Raw genomic sequence first — 15,629 nt, forward strand, 5'->3', positions numbered from 1 at the left:
ATCCCCGTGGACTACGCCTCCCACTCCGCCCACGTCGACCAGATCCGCGACACCCTCGCGAACGAGCTGAAGGACGTCTCCCCGCAGCCGGGCCGCATCGCCTTCCACTCCACCGTCACCGGCACCGTCCTGGACACCACCGAACTCGACGGGGCCTACTGGTTCCGCAACCTCCGCAGCAAGGTCCGGCTCGCCGACGTCATCGGACAACTCGCGGCCCCCGACGTCGTCTTCGTCGAGATCAGCGCCCACCCCGTCCTCGTCTCCGGCATCACCGAAACCCTCGGCGACACCGGAGCCGTCGTCGGCACCCTCCAGCGCAACACCGGCACCCTCGACCGCTTCGTCGAATCCGCCGCCGAAGCCTGGACCCACGGCGTCACCATCGACTGGCCCACCCTCCTCGCTCCGTACGACGCCCACACCGTCGAACTCCCCTCCTACCCCTTCCAGCGCCGGCACTACTGGCTGCGGAACGAACCCGTCGCCGCCCCGCGCGGCGAGTCCCGGCCGGTGGAACTCCCTGCCGAGCAGGGGGGCCTGCTGGGCGCGCGACTGCCGTCGTCGCCGCTCGCCCGGGCGCAGTTCGCCCCGCGGCTCGACGCCGTGGCGCACCCCTGCCTCGGCGACTTCGTGGTCGGCGGGCGGCCGGTGGTCAGCGCGGGTGTGCTCGTGGAGTCGTTGATCGAGGCGGTCACCGAACTCTCCGGGCCGGGGCCCGTGTCCGTCGAGGACCTGGAGCTCCCCGTCGACCTGGTGCTGGAACCGGCCGGCATCGACCGGCCGGCGGCGGGTGGCGGGCGCGCCGCCCAGCTCGTCGTGGACGGGGACCTGTTCCGCTACTACGCGCAGGACCCGGCGGGCGACTGGCGGCTGCACGCGCGGGGCCGGGCCACGTCCGGTGCGCCGGCCGCGCCCACGGTGGCGTTCGCGTCGGTGGGTTCGGGCCGTGAGCTGACGGGTGACGAGCTGTACCGGCTGCTGTGGCAGCGCGCCCTGTACCTGGGCTCCGCCGCCCGGTGGGTGGAGCGGGTCCGGCTCGGCCGGGGCGAGGCCACGGCCGAGATCCGGTCCGCCCTGCCCGGCGAGGCGGAGCGTTACCTGATCCACCCCGGTCTGGTCGACGCCATGTTCCAGACGGCGCTGGCCTGTTTCCCGATGGACGGCCCGGCGCTCGTGCCGGCCGGTCTCGACCGCTTCGTCCACTACGACCGCGGTGACGCCCAGGACGGGCTCCGCTGTCATGCCGAGCTGTTCGAGGACGACACCCGGGCGCGCATCCGGCTCGTCACCGCGCAGGGCCGGCTGGTCGCCGAGGCCTGCGGCGTGCGCTTCGTCCCGGCCCTGAGCCGGCCGGTGACGGAGCCCGCCGCCGATCGGGCGCCGGTGGTCGAGCGCGTCTCCCCGGCCGTGTCCGCACCGCAGCGGCGGGCCACGGTCCCGACGCCTGCGGCTCCGGCTCCGGCTCCGGTCGTGGAGCCCGAGGCGGCGCCCGTCGTGGCGCCCGAGGCGGTGCGCGAGCTCGTGACGCGGACCGTCGCGCAGGCCCTCGGCACCGTGGCGGCCCGGCTCGACGCCGGGCAGTCGCTGCAGGCGCTCGGGCTCGACTCGCTGATCGCGATGAAGATCCGGACGTCCCTGAACCGGGAGTTCGACGTCCTGCTGCCGATGACGGCGTTCCTGAACGGCCGCAGCACCGAGGACATCGCCGGTGACGTGCTCGACGCCCTCGGCGCCGGGGCCGAGGCGGAGACCCCGGGGACACCGGAAACCGGCAAGGAGGTCGGCGACGACGCGGAACGCTACGAGCCGTTCGGTCTGACCGATCTCCAGCAGGCGTACCTCGTCGGCCGGGGCGACGCCTTCGAGCTCGGCAACACCTCCACCTACTTCCAGATCGAGATCGACCTGGAGCAGGTGGACCTGGAGCGGCTCGGCGCGTCCTTCCGGGCGATGATCGAGCGCCACGACATGCTGCGGGCCGTCTTCACCGCCGAGGGCGAGCAGCGCGTCCTGCGCGAGGTCCCGGCTTACGTGATCCGCGAGACGGACGTCTCCCACCTGTCCGAGGACGAGCGCGAGGCGGCGCTGACCGCCGTCCACGAGGAGATGCGGCACCAGGTCTTCGACACCGCCCGCTGGCCGCTGTTCGACGTGCGGGTGACCCGGGTCGACGACCGGGTGATCCGGCTGCACGCCGGCTTCGACGCCCTGGTCATCGACGGTTTCAGCACGTCGATCCTGTTCAAGGAGTGGGCCGCGCACTACCGCGGCGAGGAGCTGCCCGAGCTGGAGCTGCGCTACCGGGACTACGTCCGGCAGGCCCGTGAACTGGAGGGCGGCCCCGAGTACGACCGGGCGCTCGCCTACTGGCGGGAGCGGCTGGACACCCTGCCGCCCGCGCCCCAGCTGCCGCTGGCGGTGGCTCCGTCGAGCCTGGACCGGCCGGTGTTCGACCACCGGGGCGCGACGCTCCCGAAGGAGGAGTGGGACCGCTTCAAGGAGCACGCGGCGGCGGCCGGGGTCAGCCCCTCGGCGGCGTTGTGCACCGCGTACGCGCAGGTGATCGCGGAGTGGAGCGCCACGCCCGACTTCTGTCTGAACCTGCTGTACTTCAACCGGCTGCCGCTGCACCCGCAGGTCGGCGATGTCATCGGCAACTTCTCCACCACGCTGATGCTGGAGATCCGCGACTCTGCCGACGACACGTTCGGCGCCCGTGCGAACGACGTGCAGGCCCGGCTGTGGAGCGACATGGAGCACAGCCAGGTCAGCGGTGTGCAGGTGCTCAGGGAGCTGAACCGGGCGCGGGGCGCGTCGGTGCGGGCCGCCGCGCCGGTGGTCTTCACGAGCCTGGTGAACTTCGCGGGCCGGCAGGACACCGAGCGGCGCGGGGTGGTGCAGTACCTGGCAGGGATCGGTGAGAACGGCCGTCAGGTGAGCAGCTCGGTGCGCACGCCGCAGGTGTGGCTGGACCACCAGGCGGTCGAGGAGGCCGGCGAGCTCGTCCTGAACTGGGACGTGATCGAGGAGCTGTTCCCGGCGGGTTGCGTGGACGCCATGTTCGCCGCGTACCAGCGGTTGCTGCACGAGCTGTGCCGCGACCTGGAGGCCTGGCGGCGGCCCCGGCCGGTGCTCGTGCCGGCGGCCGATCTGGACGTGCGGGCCGAGGCCAACGACACCGACGGGCCCGTGCCCGACGGGCTGCTGCACGACGCGGTGCTCGCCCGGGCCGCGGCCACGCCCGACGCGCCCGCCGTCATCTCGCGGGCGCTGACCCTGACGTACGGGGAGCTCGACCGCAGGTCCAACCGGGTGGGGCACGCGCTGCGCGCCCAGGGTGCCGGACCCGGCGACCTGGTGGGCATCGTGATGGACAAGGGCTGGGAGCAGGTCGTCGCGGCGCTCGGCATCCTGCGGGCCGGGGCGGCGTACGTCCCGATCGACGCCCGCGTGCCGGTCGAGCGGCTGCACGTGCTGCTGGAGAGCGCGGGGATCACCCGCGTCGTCACCCAGCCGTGGGTGGAGGACGCGGCGGACTGGCCGCAGGACGTGGCCAGGACCGTGGTGCGCGCCGACGACGAGGGCGAGGACGCCCCGCTCGGCGAGTCGGGCGCCAAGCCCGGCGACCTCGCGTACGTGATCTTCACCTCGGGTTCCACCGGGCTGCCCAAGGGCGTGATGATCGAGCACGGCGCGGCCCTGAACACGGTGGTCGACGTCAACGAGCGGTACGGCGTCACCGCGGCGGACCGGGCCCTCGGGCTGTCCGCGATGCACTTCGACCTGTCGGTCTACGACGTCTTCGGACTGCTCTCGGTGGGGGGCGCCCTGGTCCTGCCGGAGCCCGCGGCGCACCGTGAGCCCGCCCGCTGGGCGGAGCTCGTCCGCGAGCACGGGGTGACGATCTGGAACAGCGTGCCCGCGCTGATGGAGATGTTCACCGAGCACGCCCTCTCGAACGGGCTCACCGGCCTGCCGGTCCGGCTGGTCATGATGAGCGGCGACTGGATCCCGGTGTCCCTGCCGAACCGGATCCGGCTGCTCCTCCCGGACGCGGAGCTGTGGAGCCTCGGCGGTGCCACGGAGGCGTCGATCTGGTCGATCCTGCACCCCATCGGCGACGTCCCGGACGACTGCGTGAGCATCCCGTACGGCAAGGCGATGCGTAACCAGCGCTTCCACGTGCTGGACGGCTCGATGCGGCCCTGCCCCGTGTGGGTGCCGGGCGACCTCTACATCGCCGGGGTCGGTCTGGCCCGCGGCTACCTGAACGACGAGGCGAAGACCCGCGCCGCGTTCCTGCACCACCCGGTCACCGGTGAGCGTCTCTACCGCACCGGCGACATGGGACGCTTCCTGCCGGACGGCACCATCGAGTTCCTCGGCCGACTGGACTCCCAGGTGAAGATCCAGGGCTACCGGATCGAGCTGGGCGAGGTGGAGGCCGCTCTCACCCAGTGCGAGGGCGTGCGCGGCGCGGCCGTCGTCGCGGCGGGCGAGCAGCACGGCCCCAAGCGGCTGATCGCGTACGTCGTCCTCGACGAGGGGCGTGACGACACCGAGCAGCAGATCACCGAGGCGCTGCGGCAGGTGGTCCCCTCGCACCTGGTGCCGCAGCGGGTGCTCGTCCTGGACGAGCTGCCGCTCAGCGACAACGGCAAGGTGAACCGGGCGGCGCTGCCCGCTCCCGACGAGGTCGCCGTGGAAGGCGCCGGTTTCGTCGCGCCCCGCGACGAGGTGGAGCGTCGGCTCTCCGAGATCTGGGCGGAGTTCTTCGGCGTGGCCGAGGTCGGGGTGACCGCGAGCTTCTTCGACCTCGGCGGCGACTCGCTCCTCGCGGTGCGGCTCATGGCCAGGATCGCCCGCGGTCTGGGCCGCAGCCTGCCGCTGTCCACCCTCTTCGCCCGCCCGACCATCGAGCTGCTCGCCAGGGCGGTCCGGGAGGCCGACGGCGGCGAGGAGGGTCGCGAGGCGCTGGTGCCGGTGCGCACGGGCGGTGCGCGGACTCCCCTGGTGTTCGTGCACCCGGTCGGCGGTGACGTGCTCTGCTACGCGGAGCTCGCCGAACTCCTCGGCGACGACCAGCCGTTCTACGCGCTTCAGCTGCCGGACACGGAGCTGACCAGTGTCGGGGCCATGGCCGCGCACTACGTCGCGGCGGTCCGCGAGGCGCTGCCGGACGGTCCGTACCGGCTCGGCGGCTGGTCGATGGGCGGGGTGATCGCCCTGGAGATGGCGACCCTGCTCACCGCGGCCGGTGCCGAGGTGGAGCTGCTCGCCGTGATCGACCTGATGGTGGAGCCCGGCCCGGCCGAGGGGGCGCCCGTCTCCGACGAGACGCTGCTGTCCTGGTTCGCCCGGGACCTGGCGGGGCTCGCCGGTGTGGACTGGGAGCTGCCGGCCGAGGCCTTCGACGGCCGGCCGCCGGTGGAGGTGCTGTACGCGGAGGCGCGGGCGGCGGGGGCGCTGTCCGAGGACATCGACCTCGACACGCTGAGCGGCATCGTCGACCGGTTCCGGAACAACTACCGGGCCCTGCTGTGCCACACGCCCAGCGAGTTCGCCGGCCGGGTGGTGTCGCTGCGGGCGGCGGACGGCGGCGCGACGGTCGGGACCGCGTCCCGCTGGATGCGGTACTTCTCCGGCGACGCCACCCTCGTCGACGTGCCCGGCGACCACTACACGGTGATGCGGGGCGAGCGGCTGCGCGTCCTCGCCGGTGAGCTGCGCCGGGCGCTCGACGCCCGCTGACCCGAACCGGCCGGGCCGCCCGCGCGGGCGGCCCGGCCGGTCCCCCGGACCGGTCCTGCGGGTCCGGCGGGGTCCAGGTACGAGGAGTGAGGACAATCGGAATGCGAATTGATCAGGCCGGCCGGAACAGCGCCGGAGCGAGCCGATGAGCGCGTTGCCGGCCGCCGTGCCGGTCGCCGTCGTCGGAGGGGGCCAGTCCGGACTGGCCGCCGCGTACCACCTGCGGCAGGCCGGCGTGGGGTGTGTGGTCCTCGACGCGGGCAGCGAGGTCGGCGAGACCTGGGAGCGGCGCTGGGACTCCCTGAGGCTGTTCACCTCCGCGCAGTTCTCCGGGCTGCCGGGTCTGCCCTTCCCCGGGGCCGGCGCGCACTACCCCGACAAGGACGAGGTCGTGGCGTATCTGCGGGACTACGCCGAACGGTTCGACATCCCGGTGCTGACCGACCACAGGGTGCTGTCGCTGCGCAGGGACGGTGACGGCTATCTGCTGACCACCGCGCACGGTGACTGTCGCGCCGAGCAGGTCGTGATCGCGACCGGCCCGTTCGGCGCCCCCCGGCTGCCGGAGTTCGCGGCCGGACTGAGCGCGGACGTGCCCACCCTGCACACCAGCGAGTACCGCGCACCCGGCCAGGTGCCGCCGGGCACGGTGGTGGTCGTCGGCGACGGCAACTCCGGCCGGCAGATAGCCGCGGAGCTGTCCACGTCCCACAGCGTGGTGCTCAGTTGCAGCGACAAGGCGTCGCCGCCCCTGCCGCAGACCGTGGTGGGGCGGGACATGTTCTGGTGGATGAGCGTCATCGGCGTGATGAGCCTTCCGGTGAACATGCAGGCGCCGGATCCGGTCGTCGGCGACCGGGTGCCCGAGCTGGTCGCGGCGGGCGAGATGCGGACCGTGGGCCGGATCACCGCGGCCGAGGGCGCCGAGCTGGTCACCGCCGACGGCGAGCGCGTCAAGCCGTCCACGGTGATCTGGGCGACCGGGTACCGCACCGACTGGAGCTGGCTCGACCCGGCGATGCTCGACGAGGACGGGCAGCCCCTGCACACGGAGGGCACGGGGGTGCTGCCCGGCAGCCACTACCTGGGGCTCTACCGGATGCGTACCCGCGGCTCGGCGCTGATCGGCTTCGTCGGCCGGGACGCCGAGCGCACCGCGGCGGCGGTCACGGCCGCCGCCCGGAGCACCACGACCGCCACTCCCACGGCAGAAGGCGAGCCGTCATGACCACCGTCACCCCTTCCACCGAACTCGACGTGCTGGGCGCGCTGTTGTCGTTCGACTTCATCGGGTTCGCGCAGAAGTCCGCCGCCCTCGATCCCACCGGGCCGGGGTACGGGCGGGCGGTCGGCGCCGCCTTCGGGCTCGTCGTCCGCCGCCGCTTCCCGCGGGGCGCGACGCCGCGGGAGATCAGCGGGTACGTCGCGGAGTTCCTCGGCTCGCTGGAGGCCGGGGCGGAGGACTTCGACCCGGCGGCCCTGGAGCGCCTGTTCGCCGAGGGGCTGGACGGGGTCACGGCGGCGGGCGGCGGGCGGCTCGGTCCGGAGCCGAGGATGCAGGCCCACCTCGTCCTGTCGCTCCGGCTGGTGCGGGAACTGGGCCTCGGCCCCGACGAGCAGCGGGAGCTGCTGGCCGAGGCCGCGCGCGCGACGGCGGCCTGAGGCGTACGGGAGGAGGAGGCGCCCCGGACGGGCCGGGGCGCCGCCTCCTCCGTTCACTCGCCGGACGGCACCTGCGCACCGGACCCACCGGGCCCGTCGGGGATCCAGACGTCGAGGGCCCCCTCCCCGTACGAGGTCCGCACCGCCCGTTTGTCGTACTTGCCGACGCTGGTCTTGGGCACCGCGTCGACGAAGGACCAGCGCTCCGGTATCCACCAGCGCGCCACCCGTCCGGTCAGGAACTCCCGGAGCTCGTCCCCGCCGACCCCGGCGCCCGGCACCAGGGACACACAGGCCAGGGGGCGTTCCTCCCAGCGCGGGTCGGGCACGCCGACCACGACGGCCTCGAGCACGGCGGGGTGCTCGATGATCGCGTTCTCCAGTTCGATGGTGGAGATCCACTCGCCGCCGCTCTTGATGCCGTCCTTGAGCCGGTCGCTGACGACCACCCAGCCGCCCGGTTCGATCACTCCCAGGTCGCCGGTGCGCAGCCAGCCGTCGTGGAACTTCTCGGCGGCGTCCTCGGTGTTGAAGTACGAGCCGGTGACCCACGGTCCGCGCAGTTCCAGTTCGCCCACCGAGCGGCCGTCCCAAGGCTGTTCGCTGCCGTCCTCCGCGATCAGCCGGGCGTCGACGAAGGGCATGAGGCGGCCGCTCTTGGCCAGCCAGTCGACCTCGTCCTCGTCCGGGGTGCCGTGCGGGGGGACGGCGAAGGTGGCGAGGGGGCTGGTCTCGGTCAGTCCCCAGCCCTGCTTCAGCCGGACCCCGTAGCGGTCCTTGAGCTCCTTGAGCAGGGCGCGCGGCGGGGTGGCGCCGCCGCAGCCCGCGAGTCGTACGCCGCTCAGGTCCAGCGGGTGCTGCTCGCCGTGGTGGACCAGGCTGTTCCAGATGGTGCAGATCGCCGCGACGGCGGTGGGCCGTTCCTCGTTGATGATCCGGGCCAGGTCCGGGGTGTGCAGCCGGCGGCCGTTCATGATGAGGTCGGAGCCCGCCAGCCAGGCGGCGTAGGGCCAGCCCCAGGCGTTGGCGTGGAACATGGGCACGATCGGCAGGACGCGGTCGCCGTCGTGCATCGCGAATCCGGCGCCGGACGAGACGCCGAGCGTGTGGAGGGTGATCGAACGGTGGCTGTAGGCGACGCCCTTGGGGTCGCCGGTGGTGCCGGTCGTGTAGCAGAGCGCGGCCGCTTCCCGTTCGTCCAGGTCGGGCCAGGCGAATCCGGGCCGCTCGGCCGCGAGAAGTTCGTCCCAGCGGTGTACGGCGATGTGTGCGGGCAGCTCCACCTCCGGCGCGTCGCCGATGACGACCAGGTGGCGCACGCGGTCCAGCCGGTCCCGTAAGGGCGGGAGCATGTCCAGGAGGGTCGCGTCGACGAGGAGGACGGCGTCCTCCGCGTGTTCGACGATGTATCCCAACTGGTCCTGGTGGAGGCGGAGGTTGAGGGTGTGCAGCACCGCCCCCATGCTGGGCACGGCGAGGTACGCCACCAGGTGCTCGGGGGTGTTCCAGGCCAGTGTGGCGACCCGTTCGCCGGTCTGCACGCCCAGGCGGGAGAGGGCGGCGGCGAGCTGTTCGGCCTGGTGGGCGATGTCGGCGAAGGTCTGTGAGGACCGTGCGGCCGGCCCGTCGGCGCACCGCACCACCCGGCTGTCCCCGTGGACGCGTTGTCCGTGCGCGAGGATGTCGCGAACCAGCAGCTCGCGGTCCTGCATCGTGCTCTTCATGGTGCGGTCCCTTGCGAGTACGCGGTCGGAGACCGGGATCAGCCGAGGTACAGGATGTCTCCCAGCAGGGAGCTGCTGACGTGGTCGTGGTCCAGCAGGTTGACGCGGGCGTTCATCTTGCCGCTGCCGGCCACGAACGCGTAGTTGCCGGTGCCTCCGACGATCTTGAAGGTGCCGGTCGGGTAGACCATGGTGTCCGAGGTCAGCGGGGCGGTGAGCGCGTAGCTGATGTCGAGCCGGTCGCCGTCGGGCTCCGTCATCGTCGCCGTCCCCTTGATGTCGTACTTGCCGGGGATGGTCGCGGTGCACACCACTTCCTTCTGCGCCCAGGTGGCGGTGGTGACCGGCTTGCCGGTGGAGGTCCCCGTCCCGGTCACCTCGTAGCCGTTGCAGCCCACGGTGTCGGGGTGCGGGGTCGCGACCACCGCGAAGTTGCTGGTGATCTCGACGGTGGGAAGGTAGGTCTCGGCGGCGACGGCCGAGGGGCCGGTCTCGGCGGCGTACGTGACGCCTGCCGTACCTCCGGCGATCAGCAACGACGCGGCCACCACGCCCGCCGTGCGCGCGGACCAGTGACGGGCAGTTCTTGCCATGTTCTCCCCCGGATGTGTCGGATGCATCCCAACTGACCCTGAACAAAGGCCTGTTGAGGACAGCTTCCCCGATCGGGGAGTCTTCCGTCGAGACGTTCGACACGCGCGTCGCGGAGAGGAGGACGGAGCCGGCCCCGATCGCCCGGGGCCGGCTCCGGGGGCGGCGGCCGGTGTCGACCGGTCGCCACCCGCCCCGGTGCGACCCGGGATCAGATCTGCCAGCGGAAGCCCATGGTCCCGGACAGGCTGGCGGTGACGTGCGCCTTGTCCAGCAGGTTCACCGTGGCGTTCATCGTGCCGCCGCCGACCGCTTCGTCGAAGCTGCCGTCCCCACCGGTGATCGTGAACTTTCCGGTCGGGTAGACCATCGTGTCCGACGTCAGCGGAGCGGAGAGGTGGTAGGTGAAGTAGAGGTGGTCACCGTCGGCCTCCGTGATGGTGACCTTCCCGTTGATGTCCCACTGGCCGGGCACGGTCGCGGTACACGCGTCCTCCGTCTGCGACCAGGTGCCGCCGCCGGTGATCCGGTTGCCGGTGACGGTCCCCGATCCGACCACCTTGTAGCCGTTGCAGCCGACGGCGTCCGGGTGCGTGGTCGTGACCACGCCGTAGTTCGCGACGGCGTCGAACGCGGTCCCCCCGGTGGGGGTCGTCGCGGCGTTCGAGACGCCGGTCGTACCGCCGACGATCAGCGCCGCTCCGGCCAGCGCACCCGCTATGCGCGCCGACCGTCGTCGAGTCAGTGTTGCCATGTCATCCCCCGCACTTGTCGTTGCTTGCCCAACTCAGGCCACTTGAAGACCTGTTGTCGTTCAGTTTCCATGATCGAAGGCCGTTCCGTCGAGCCGTTCGGGCCAACCGTTCTCACCGGTCGCCCGCCGGCCCCTCACCGATGCTTCACAGCGGCCGGGCGCGCGGCACGCCGGTCCGCACCGGCGTCCTCGACGAGCGCGCCCGTCCGCACCCCAGCTCCGGCAGGAGCGCCGTCGCGGCCTACGAGCCGACCGGCTTCCGGCCGCACGCCGGGGCCCGGGGCTAATGCCGGAAGACCCGGGGCCGGGGCGGGGAGGCCCAGGACCGGGACCGAGAGGCCCAGGGCGGGAACCGGAAAGCCCGGACCGGTTCCGGGTGGCCCGAGGGGCCGTCGGGCCCGTGCGTCACGGCGGGATCGCCTCGATCGTGCCCCTCAAGCGGTGCAGCGCGCCCCGGAGTTCGTCCGGAGGCGGGGTGGCCAGCGCCAGCCGGAGCGCCCGGGGGCGGTGGGGGCCGGTGGCGAAGGCGTCCGCGGTGGACACGAGGATCCCTTCCCCCGCGAGCACGGCCGCCACGTGGTCGGGCCGCTGGTGCGGCTCCAGACCGAGCCAGACCGTGTACGAGGTCGGGTGGGCCGTGACGTCCAGGCCGGCCAGGGCCGCGCGGGCGATGTCCTGCCGGGCGGCGGCGTCCTCGCGGCGGCTCCCCTCCAGGCGCGTCACCGTGCCGTCGGAGAGCCAGCGGGTGGCGAGCGCGGTGACGACCCCCGGGGACCCCCAGGCCGCCGCGCGCAGGCTCCGGACGACCCGCTCGACGTGGCGGCCGGGCAGTACGGCGAAGCCGAACCGCAGGCCGGTCGCCACGTTCTTCGACAGGCCGGCGACATGACAGGTCCGTTCGGGCGCGAGGGCCTGGAGCGGCGGGGGTGGCGACGCGTCGAGGAAGGCGTAGGTGCCGTCCTCGACGATCAGGCAGTCCCGCGACCGGGCGACGGCGACGAGACGGTCGCGCCGCTCCCGGTCGAGGACCCAGCCGAGCGGGTTGTGCACGGTCGGCTGGGTGTAGACGGCGCGGACGGGCCGGACGCGGCACAGCCGGTCGAGGGCGTCGAGGTCGGGGCCCGTCGGGGTGACCGGGACGGGGGCGAGTTCGAGGCTGTGCGCCGAGGCGAGGAGCTTGATGCCCGGGTAGCTGAGCGCGTCGACGGCGAGGACGTCGCCGGGCCGGGTGAGCGCGCGCAGGACCACGTCGAGCGCCTGCTGGGCCCCGCCCGTCAGCAGGACGTCCTGCGGCGGGACGTCGATGCCCCGCTCCAGCAGGTACGTGGCCACGACCGCCCGGTCGCGGCGGCGTCCGCCCGGCGGATGCTGGTGGAGCAGCGCTTCGGCGTCCCCCGTCGCCGCCAGCGCGCCCAGGGCCTGCCGCAGCAGCTCCGTCTGGCCCGGGGCCAGCGGCTGGTTGAACGACAGGTCCGCCAGGCGGGGCACCGGCAGCGCGCGTGACGGTTCGAGCCCGTCGTATCCGGATCGTTCGCGGACGAACGTCCCCCGGCCCGGCTCGCCCACGACCAGGCCCAGGGCGGCGAGTTCGGCGTAGACCCGGGTGGCGGTGGCCAGCGCGATCCGCCGCTCCCGGGCGAGGGCCCGGTGCGTCGGGAGCCGGGCGCCCGCCGGGATCGCGCCGGAGCGGATCGCGGCGGCGAACTCGTCGACGACGGCTTTGTACGAGGGCGGTCGCAAGCGGCACATCCGACAGGGGGGCGGAGGGCGGACAGGACGTGTATCCAGGACGATAGATGGCTCTTCCTGGAGCGTGGCTCCTAGCCTCGGCGTGTCCGCACCCAGACGAACCGGAGGATCCGACATGTCCGTCCGCACCGAGCGGGACGACGAGGTCGTCACGATCACCATCGACAGGGAACACAAGCTCAACGCCCTCGACCCTCCGACGGTCGACGCGCTGCTCACCGCGCTGGACCGCGTCGAGTCCGACGACCGCGTCCGGGCCGTCGTCCTGACCGGTGCCGGGCACAGGGCGTTCAGCGCGGGGGCGGACATCCCGTCCCTGGCGGGCAGCGTCGCGGGCGGGCCCGAGCGTGCGCTGCGCGAGGTCGTCCGCCGGGGGCACGCCCTGACCCGGCGGATCGAGGAGCTTCCGAAGCCGGTGATCGTGGCGGTCAACGGCCTGGCGTACGGAGGTGGTTGCGAGCTCACCGAGGCCGCGCCGCTCGCGATCGCCGCCGAGCACGCGACCTTCGCCAAGCCCGAGATCTCCCTCGGGTTCCCGCCGCCCTTCGGCGGATCCCAGCGGCTGCCGCGCCACGTCGGTCGCAAGCGCGGCCTGGAGATGATCCTGACCGGCGATCCGATCCCGGCCGCCCGAGCCGCCGAGATCGGCCTCGTCAACGGCGTCGTGCCCGCCGGTGAACTCCTCGACGCCGCACGGGACCTGGCCGCACGCATCACCCGGCACGCCCCGACGGCGGTGGCGGCCTGCCTGCGCGCGGTCACCCGCGGCGTCAACCTGCCGATCGACGAGGGACTCGCCGTCGAGGCGGCCTGCTTCGCCGCCACCGTGCCCACGGAGGGCGTACGGACGGGCCTGCGGCGGTTCCTCGACCGTTAGGGGGTGTCGTCCCCGCCGATCGGGCCCCCTCAGCGCACCCCCTCCCACAGCAGCCGTTCCTCCGCGCGCGGATCGTCCACCGGGGCGGGCGCGGGCGTGGCGGTGAAGGTCATCGTCGTACGGGAGTCCTTGTCGTACGCCTTCCAGCCGGGGTCGCCCGTCTTCGCGAAGGCGACCCACGCCCCGTGCACGGCGTCCGCGAGTTCCTGGGGCGGGTGGGCGCCGAGCAGCGGGGCGTACGAGGGGTCGTGGAGGCGGTCGAAGACGAAGGGCAGTTCCAGCGCGTGGCAGGCGCCGAGGGCGCCGTCGAACCGCGGGGAGCGCCAGGCGAACTCGTAGAGGTACGAGCCCGGGACGGCCTCGGCCAGGCGGACGGCCGGGATCCGGTAGAACCAGTCGGTGGCCACGGCGTCGAGGAGTTCGCCGGGCGTGGCGTCCGGGCGGGCGGCCCGGTAGACGGGGAGGGCTTCGGCCGGGTCGAGGCCGTAGGCCGCGGTCATGGCGCGGAGCGAGGATTCGGGAAAGACGTGGAGCCGCTCCGTGGGGACCAGGAACAGCCGGTACTCCTCGCGGTTGCTGCCGATCATCAGGTCGACGCCGCGGTCCGGTCCGGGGAGGGCGAGGTCCGGCCGGACCGGTTCGAAGGGCATGATGTTCAGTGCCGCCTCGCCCCATCGCGCCGGGTCCGGGTCGGCGGTCACCTCCGCCCGCAACCCGGCCTGGGCCGGGAGGAGTTCCTGCAGCGGAACGGCCTCGAAGGCCTCCGGGGTCGGCTCGATCCCCAGCTTCTCCGCGAGCCGGGCCGCGACCAGCCGGGCCGACGGCGGGCGCAGGAAGTGGTGGCAGGCTCCGCTCTGCAGGATCGCCCGGTGGAAGAGCCCGCGGGCCGCCTCGGTGGTCAGCAGGGCACCGATGCTCATCGCGCCCGCCGACTCGCCGAAGACGGTCACGCGGTCCGGGTCGCCGCCGAAGGAGGCGATCTCGTCCCGGACCCAGCGGAGCGCGGCGATCTGGTCGAGCAGGCCGCGGTCGTCGGGGCGGCCCGGGAGGTGGAGGAATCCGTCGGCCCCCAGGCGGTAGTTGAGGGTGACGCAGACGACGCCGTCCCGGGCGAAGGCGCTTCCGTCGTAGCCGGACGCCGAGCCGGAGCCGTTGGTGAACGCGCCTCCGTGCAGCCACACCATCACGGGAAGGCCGGCGTCCGGCTCCGGCGCCGGGGTCCAGACGTTGAGGTTCAGGCAGTCGTCCCCCGGGACGGCGTTCTCCGGTACGAGGGTGTCGAAGGGCGGGGCGTAGGGGGCGTGCGGCGCCGTCGGCCCGGGGGCCGTGGCCTCGCGCACCCCCGTCCAGGGCTCCGGCGGGGCGGGGGCGCGGAACCGTCGCGCGCCGAAGGGCGGTGCGGCGTACGGGATGCCGAGGAAGGAGGTCACTCCGTCGGGGGAGGTCCGGCCGCGGACGGCCCCCCGCCGGGTGCGGCGCACCGTCATGCCGACAGGACCTCCGCCAGCGCCTTGCCGAACTCCTCGGGCCGTTCGAGGTGGACGGCGTGCCCGGCGTCGGCCACGACGACCTCCCGGACCGTGCCGCCGGCCGCCGCGTAGCGGTCCAGGACGTGTCGCGTCTGCGCCAGCATCGGCTGCGCGGGGGTGCCGTCCCAGCCCGGCACCGCGCCGATCGCGCCCAGGTGCGCCAGGTCGAACAGGGAGGTGTCCGAGACGATGACGTCGTCCTCGCCCCGTATCCACAGCACCGGCGGCTTGGGCTCGATCAGGTGCAGGTCGTCGACGCGGAAGTGGGTCGGGGCCATGGAGTTGAGGATGCCGCGCGTCCCGGGCGCGATCCCGGGCCAGGCGTCGGACGTGGTGCTGTCGCCCGGGTAGTGGTCGTCGCCGAGGCGCGTGGCCAGCATGGACTCGACGTACGCGTCCTCGTGCTCGGTGCGGAACGGCGGCTTGACGTAGCAGGTCGTGAGGACGGTGCGCGGCGAGGTCGGGGAGTCCGCGCCGCGGTCGCCCTCGGCGAGCCGGCGGACGAAGTCCGGGTTGGCCGTGCCGCCGCCCGAGCCCGCCCCGTCCGCGGAGTTGAGGGTTCCGTCCACGCCGTGGGTGCCGCCGAAGCCGTACGGGGAGACGGGGCTGACCAGGGTCGCGGAGCGCACCGAGGCCGGGTGGTCGCGGAGGTACTGCATGACCACGCCGCCGCCCATGGACCAGCCGACCAGGTGGGCCCGGTCGATGCCGAGGGCCGTGAGCAGTGCGTGGAGGTCGTCGGCGTGGTCCCGCAGGCCGCGCGTGGCGTCGACGGGCAGGGGGTCGGTGCCGCCGAAGCCGCGCAGGTCGACGGCGAGGGGGCGGTGGGGGGCCGGCAGCGCGGCCAGGGTGGGGTGCCAGAAGGCGGAGGAGGAGACGTTGCCGTGGACGAAGACGACGGCTTCGCCCTCGGTCCTGGCCTCGGTGATCTGCTGGGTGAGCCGGGCGGTGGCGACGCGGCGGGTGCGGAGCGCGGTCATGTCCTTCGG

General features: G+C 73.6%; 11 protein-coding genes. 5 read left to right on the plus strand and 6 right to left on the minus strand.

The features are described 5' to 3' along the window. The 3 genes from IE180_RS34540 to IE180_RS34550 form a co-directional block, all read left to right on the plus strand. A partial coding sequence (locus IE180_RS34540; protein WP_190160907.1) for a non-ribosomal peptide synthetase occupies positions 1 to 5,754 on the plus strand: 5,754 nt, incomplete at its 5' end. A 145-nt stretch (positions 5,755 to 5,899) separates the two neighbouring features. Next, positions 5,900 to 6,982, plus strand: a complete 1,083-nt coding sequence (locus tag IE180_RS34545; protein ID WP_190160908.1) for a flavin-containing monooxygenase — start codon at positions 5,900 to 5,902, stop codon at positions 6,980 to 6,982. Further along, positions 6,979 to 7,416 (plus strand): hypothetical protein, encoded by a 438-nt coding sequence (locus tag IE180_RS34550; protein ID WP_190160909.1) that lies wholly within the window; start codon positions 6,979 to 6,981, stop codon positions 7,414 to 7,416. Before IE180_RS34545 ends, IE180_RS34550 begins: the two co-directional genes overlap by 4 nt. Positions 7,417 to 7,469: 53 nt before the next feature. On the opposite strand, the gene IE180_RS34555 is transcribed toward IE180_RS34550, so the two are convergent. The 3 genes from IE180_RS34555 to IE180_RS34565 all read right to left on the minus strand — a co-directional run bounded on the left by IE180_RS34555 (position 7,470) and on the right by IE180_RS34565 (position 10,485). Continuing rightward, positions 7,470 to 9,140, minus strand: coding sequence for a long-chain fatty acid--CoA ligase (locus IE180_RS34555; RefSeq protein ID WP_190160910.1), 1,671 nt, complete (start codon positions 9,138 to 9,140; stop codon positions 7,470 to 7,472). 38 nt (positions 9,141 to 9,178) lie between these two features. After that, positions 9,179 to 9,733, minus strand: coding sequence for a hypothetical protein (locus IE180_RS34560; RefSeq protein WP_190160911.1), 555 nt, complete (start codon positions 9,731 to 9,733; stop codon positions 9,179 to 9,181). Positions 9,734 to 9,942: 209 nt separating this feature from the next. Further along, positions 9,943 to 10,485, minus strand: a complete 543-nt coding sequence (locus tag IE180_RS34565; protein ID WP_190160912.1) for a hypothetical protein — start codon at positions 10,483 to 10,485, stop codon at positions 9,943 to 9,945. Positions 10,486 to 10,625: 140 nt separating this feature from the next. Between IE180_RS34565 and IE180_RS34570 the strand changes: the two genes are divergently transcribed. Next, positions 10,626 to 10,772, plus strand: coding sequence for a hypothetical protein (locus IE180_RS34570; protein WP_190160913.1), 147 nt, complete (start codon positions 10,626 to 10,628; stop codon positions 10,770 to 10,772). A 118-nt stretch (positions 10,773 to 10,890) separates the two neighbouring features. Here IE180_RS34570 and IE180_RS34575 read toward each other — a convergent pair whose 3' ends face one another. After that, a complete protein-coding gene (locus tag IE180_RS34575) occupies positions 10,891 to 12,225 on the minus strand; it encodes an aminotransferase-like domain-containing protein (RefSeq protein ID WP_229861203.1) in 1,335 nt (444 codons plus the stop codon). A gap of 124 nt (positions 12,226 to 12,349) precedes the next feature. Between IE180_RS34575 and IE180_RS34580 the strand changes: the two genes are divergently transcribed. After that, on the plus strand, positions 12,350 to 13,111 hold the full coding sequence (locus tag IE180_RS34580) for an enoyl-CoA hydratase-related protein (protein WP_190160915.1): 762 nt from the start codon (positions 12,350 to 12,352) through the stop codon (positions 13,109 to 13,111). A gap of 29 nt (positions 13,112 to 13,140) precedes the next feature. Here IE180_RS34580 and IE180_RS34585 read toward each other — a convergent pair whose 3' ends face one another. Together IE180_RS34585 and IE180_RS34590 are read right to left on the minus strand one after the other, a co-directional pair. After that, on the minus strand, positions 13,141 to 14,598 hold the full coding sequence (locus IE180_RS34585) for a carboxylesterase/lipase family protein (protein WP_190160916.1): 1,458 nt from the start codon (positions 14,596 to 14,598) through the stop codon (positions 13,141 to 13,143). Beyond that, positions 14,595 to 15,620: an alpha/beta fold hydrolase gene (locus tag IE180_RS34590; protein WP_190160917.1), complete on the minus strand. Its 1,026-nt coding sequence runs from the start codon at positions 15,618 to 15,620 to the stop codon at positions 14,595 to 14,597. The genes IE180_RS34585 and IE180_RS34590 overlap by 4 nt, the downstream gene beginning before the upstream one ends. Positions 15,621 to 15,629: the final 9 nt, after the last annotated feature.

Source organism: Streptomyces litmocidini, assembly GCF_014649755.1.
Lineage (GTDB): Bacteria > Actinomycetota > Actinomycetes > Streptomycetales > Streptomycetaceae > Streptomyces > Streptomyces litmocidini.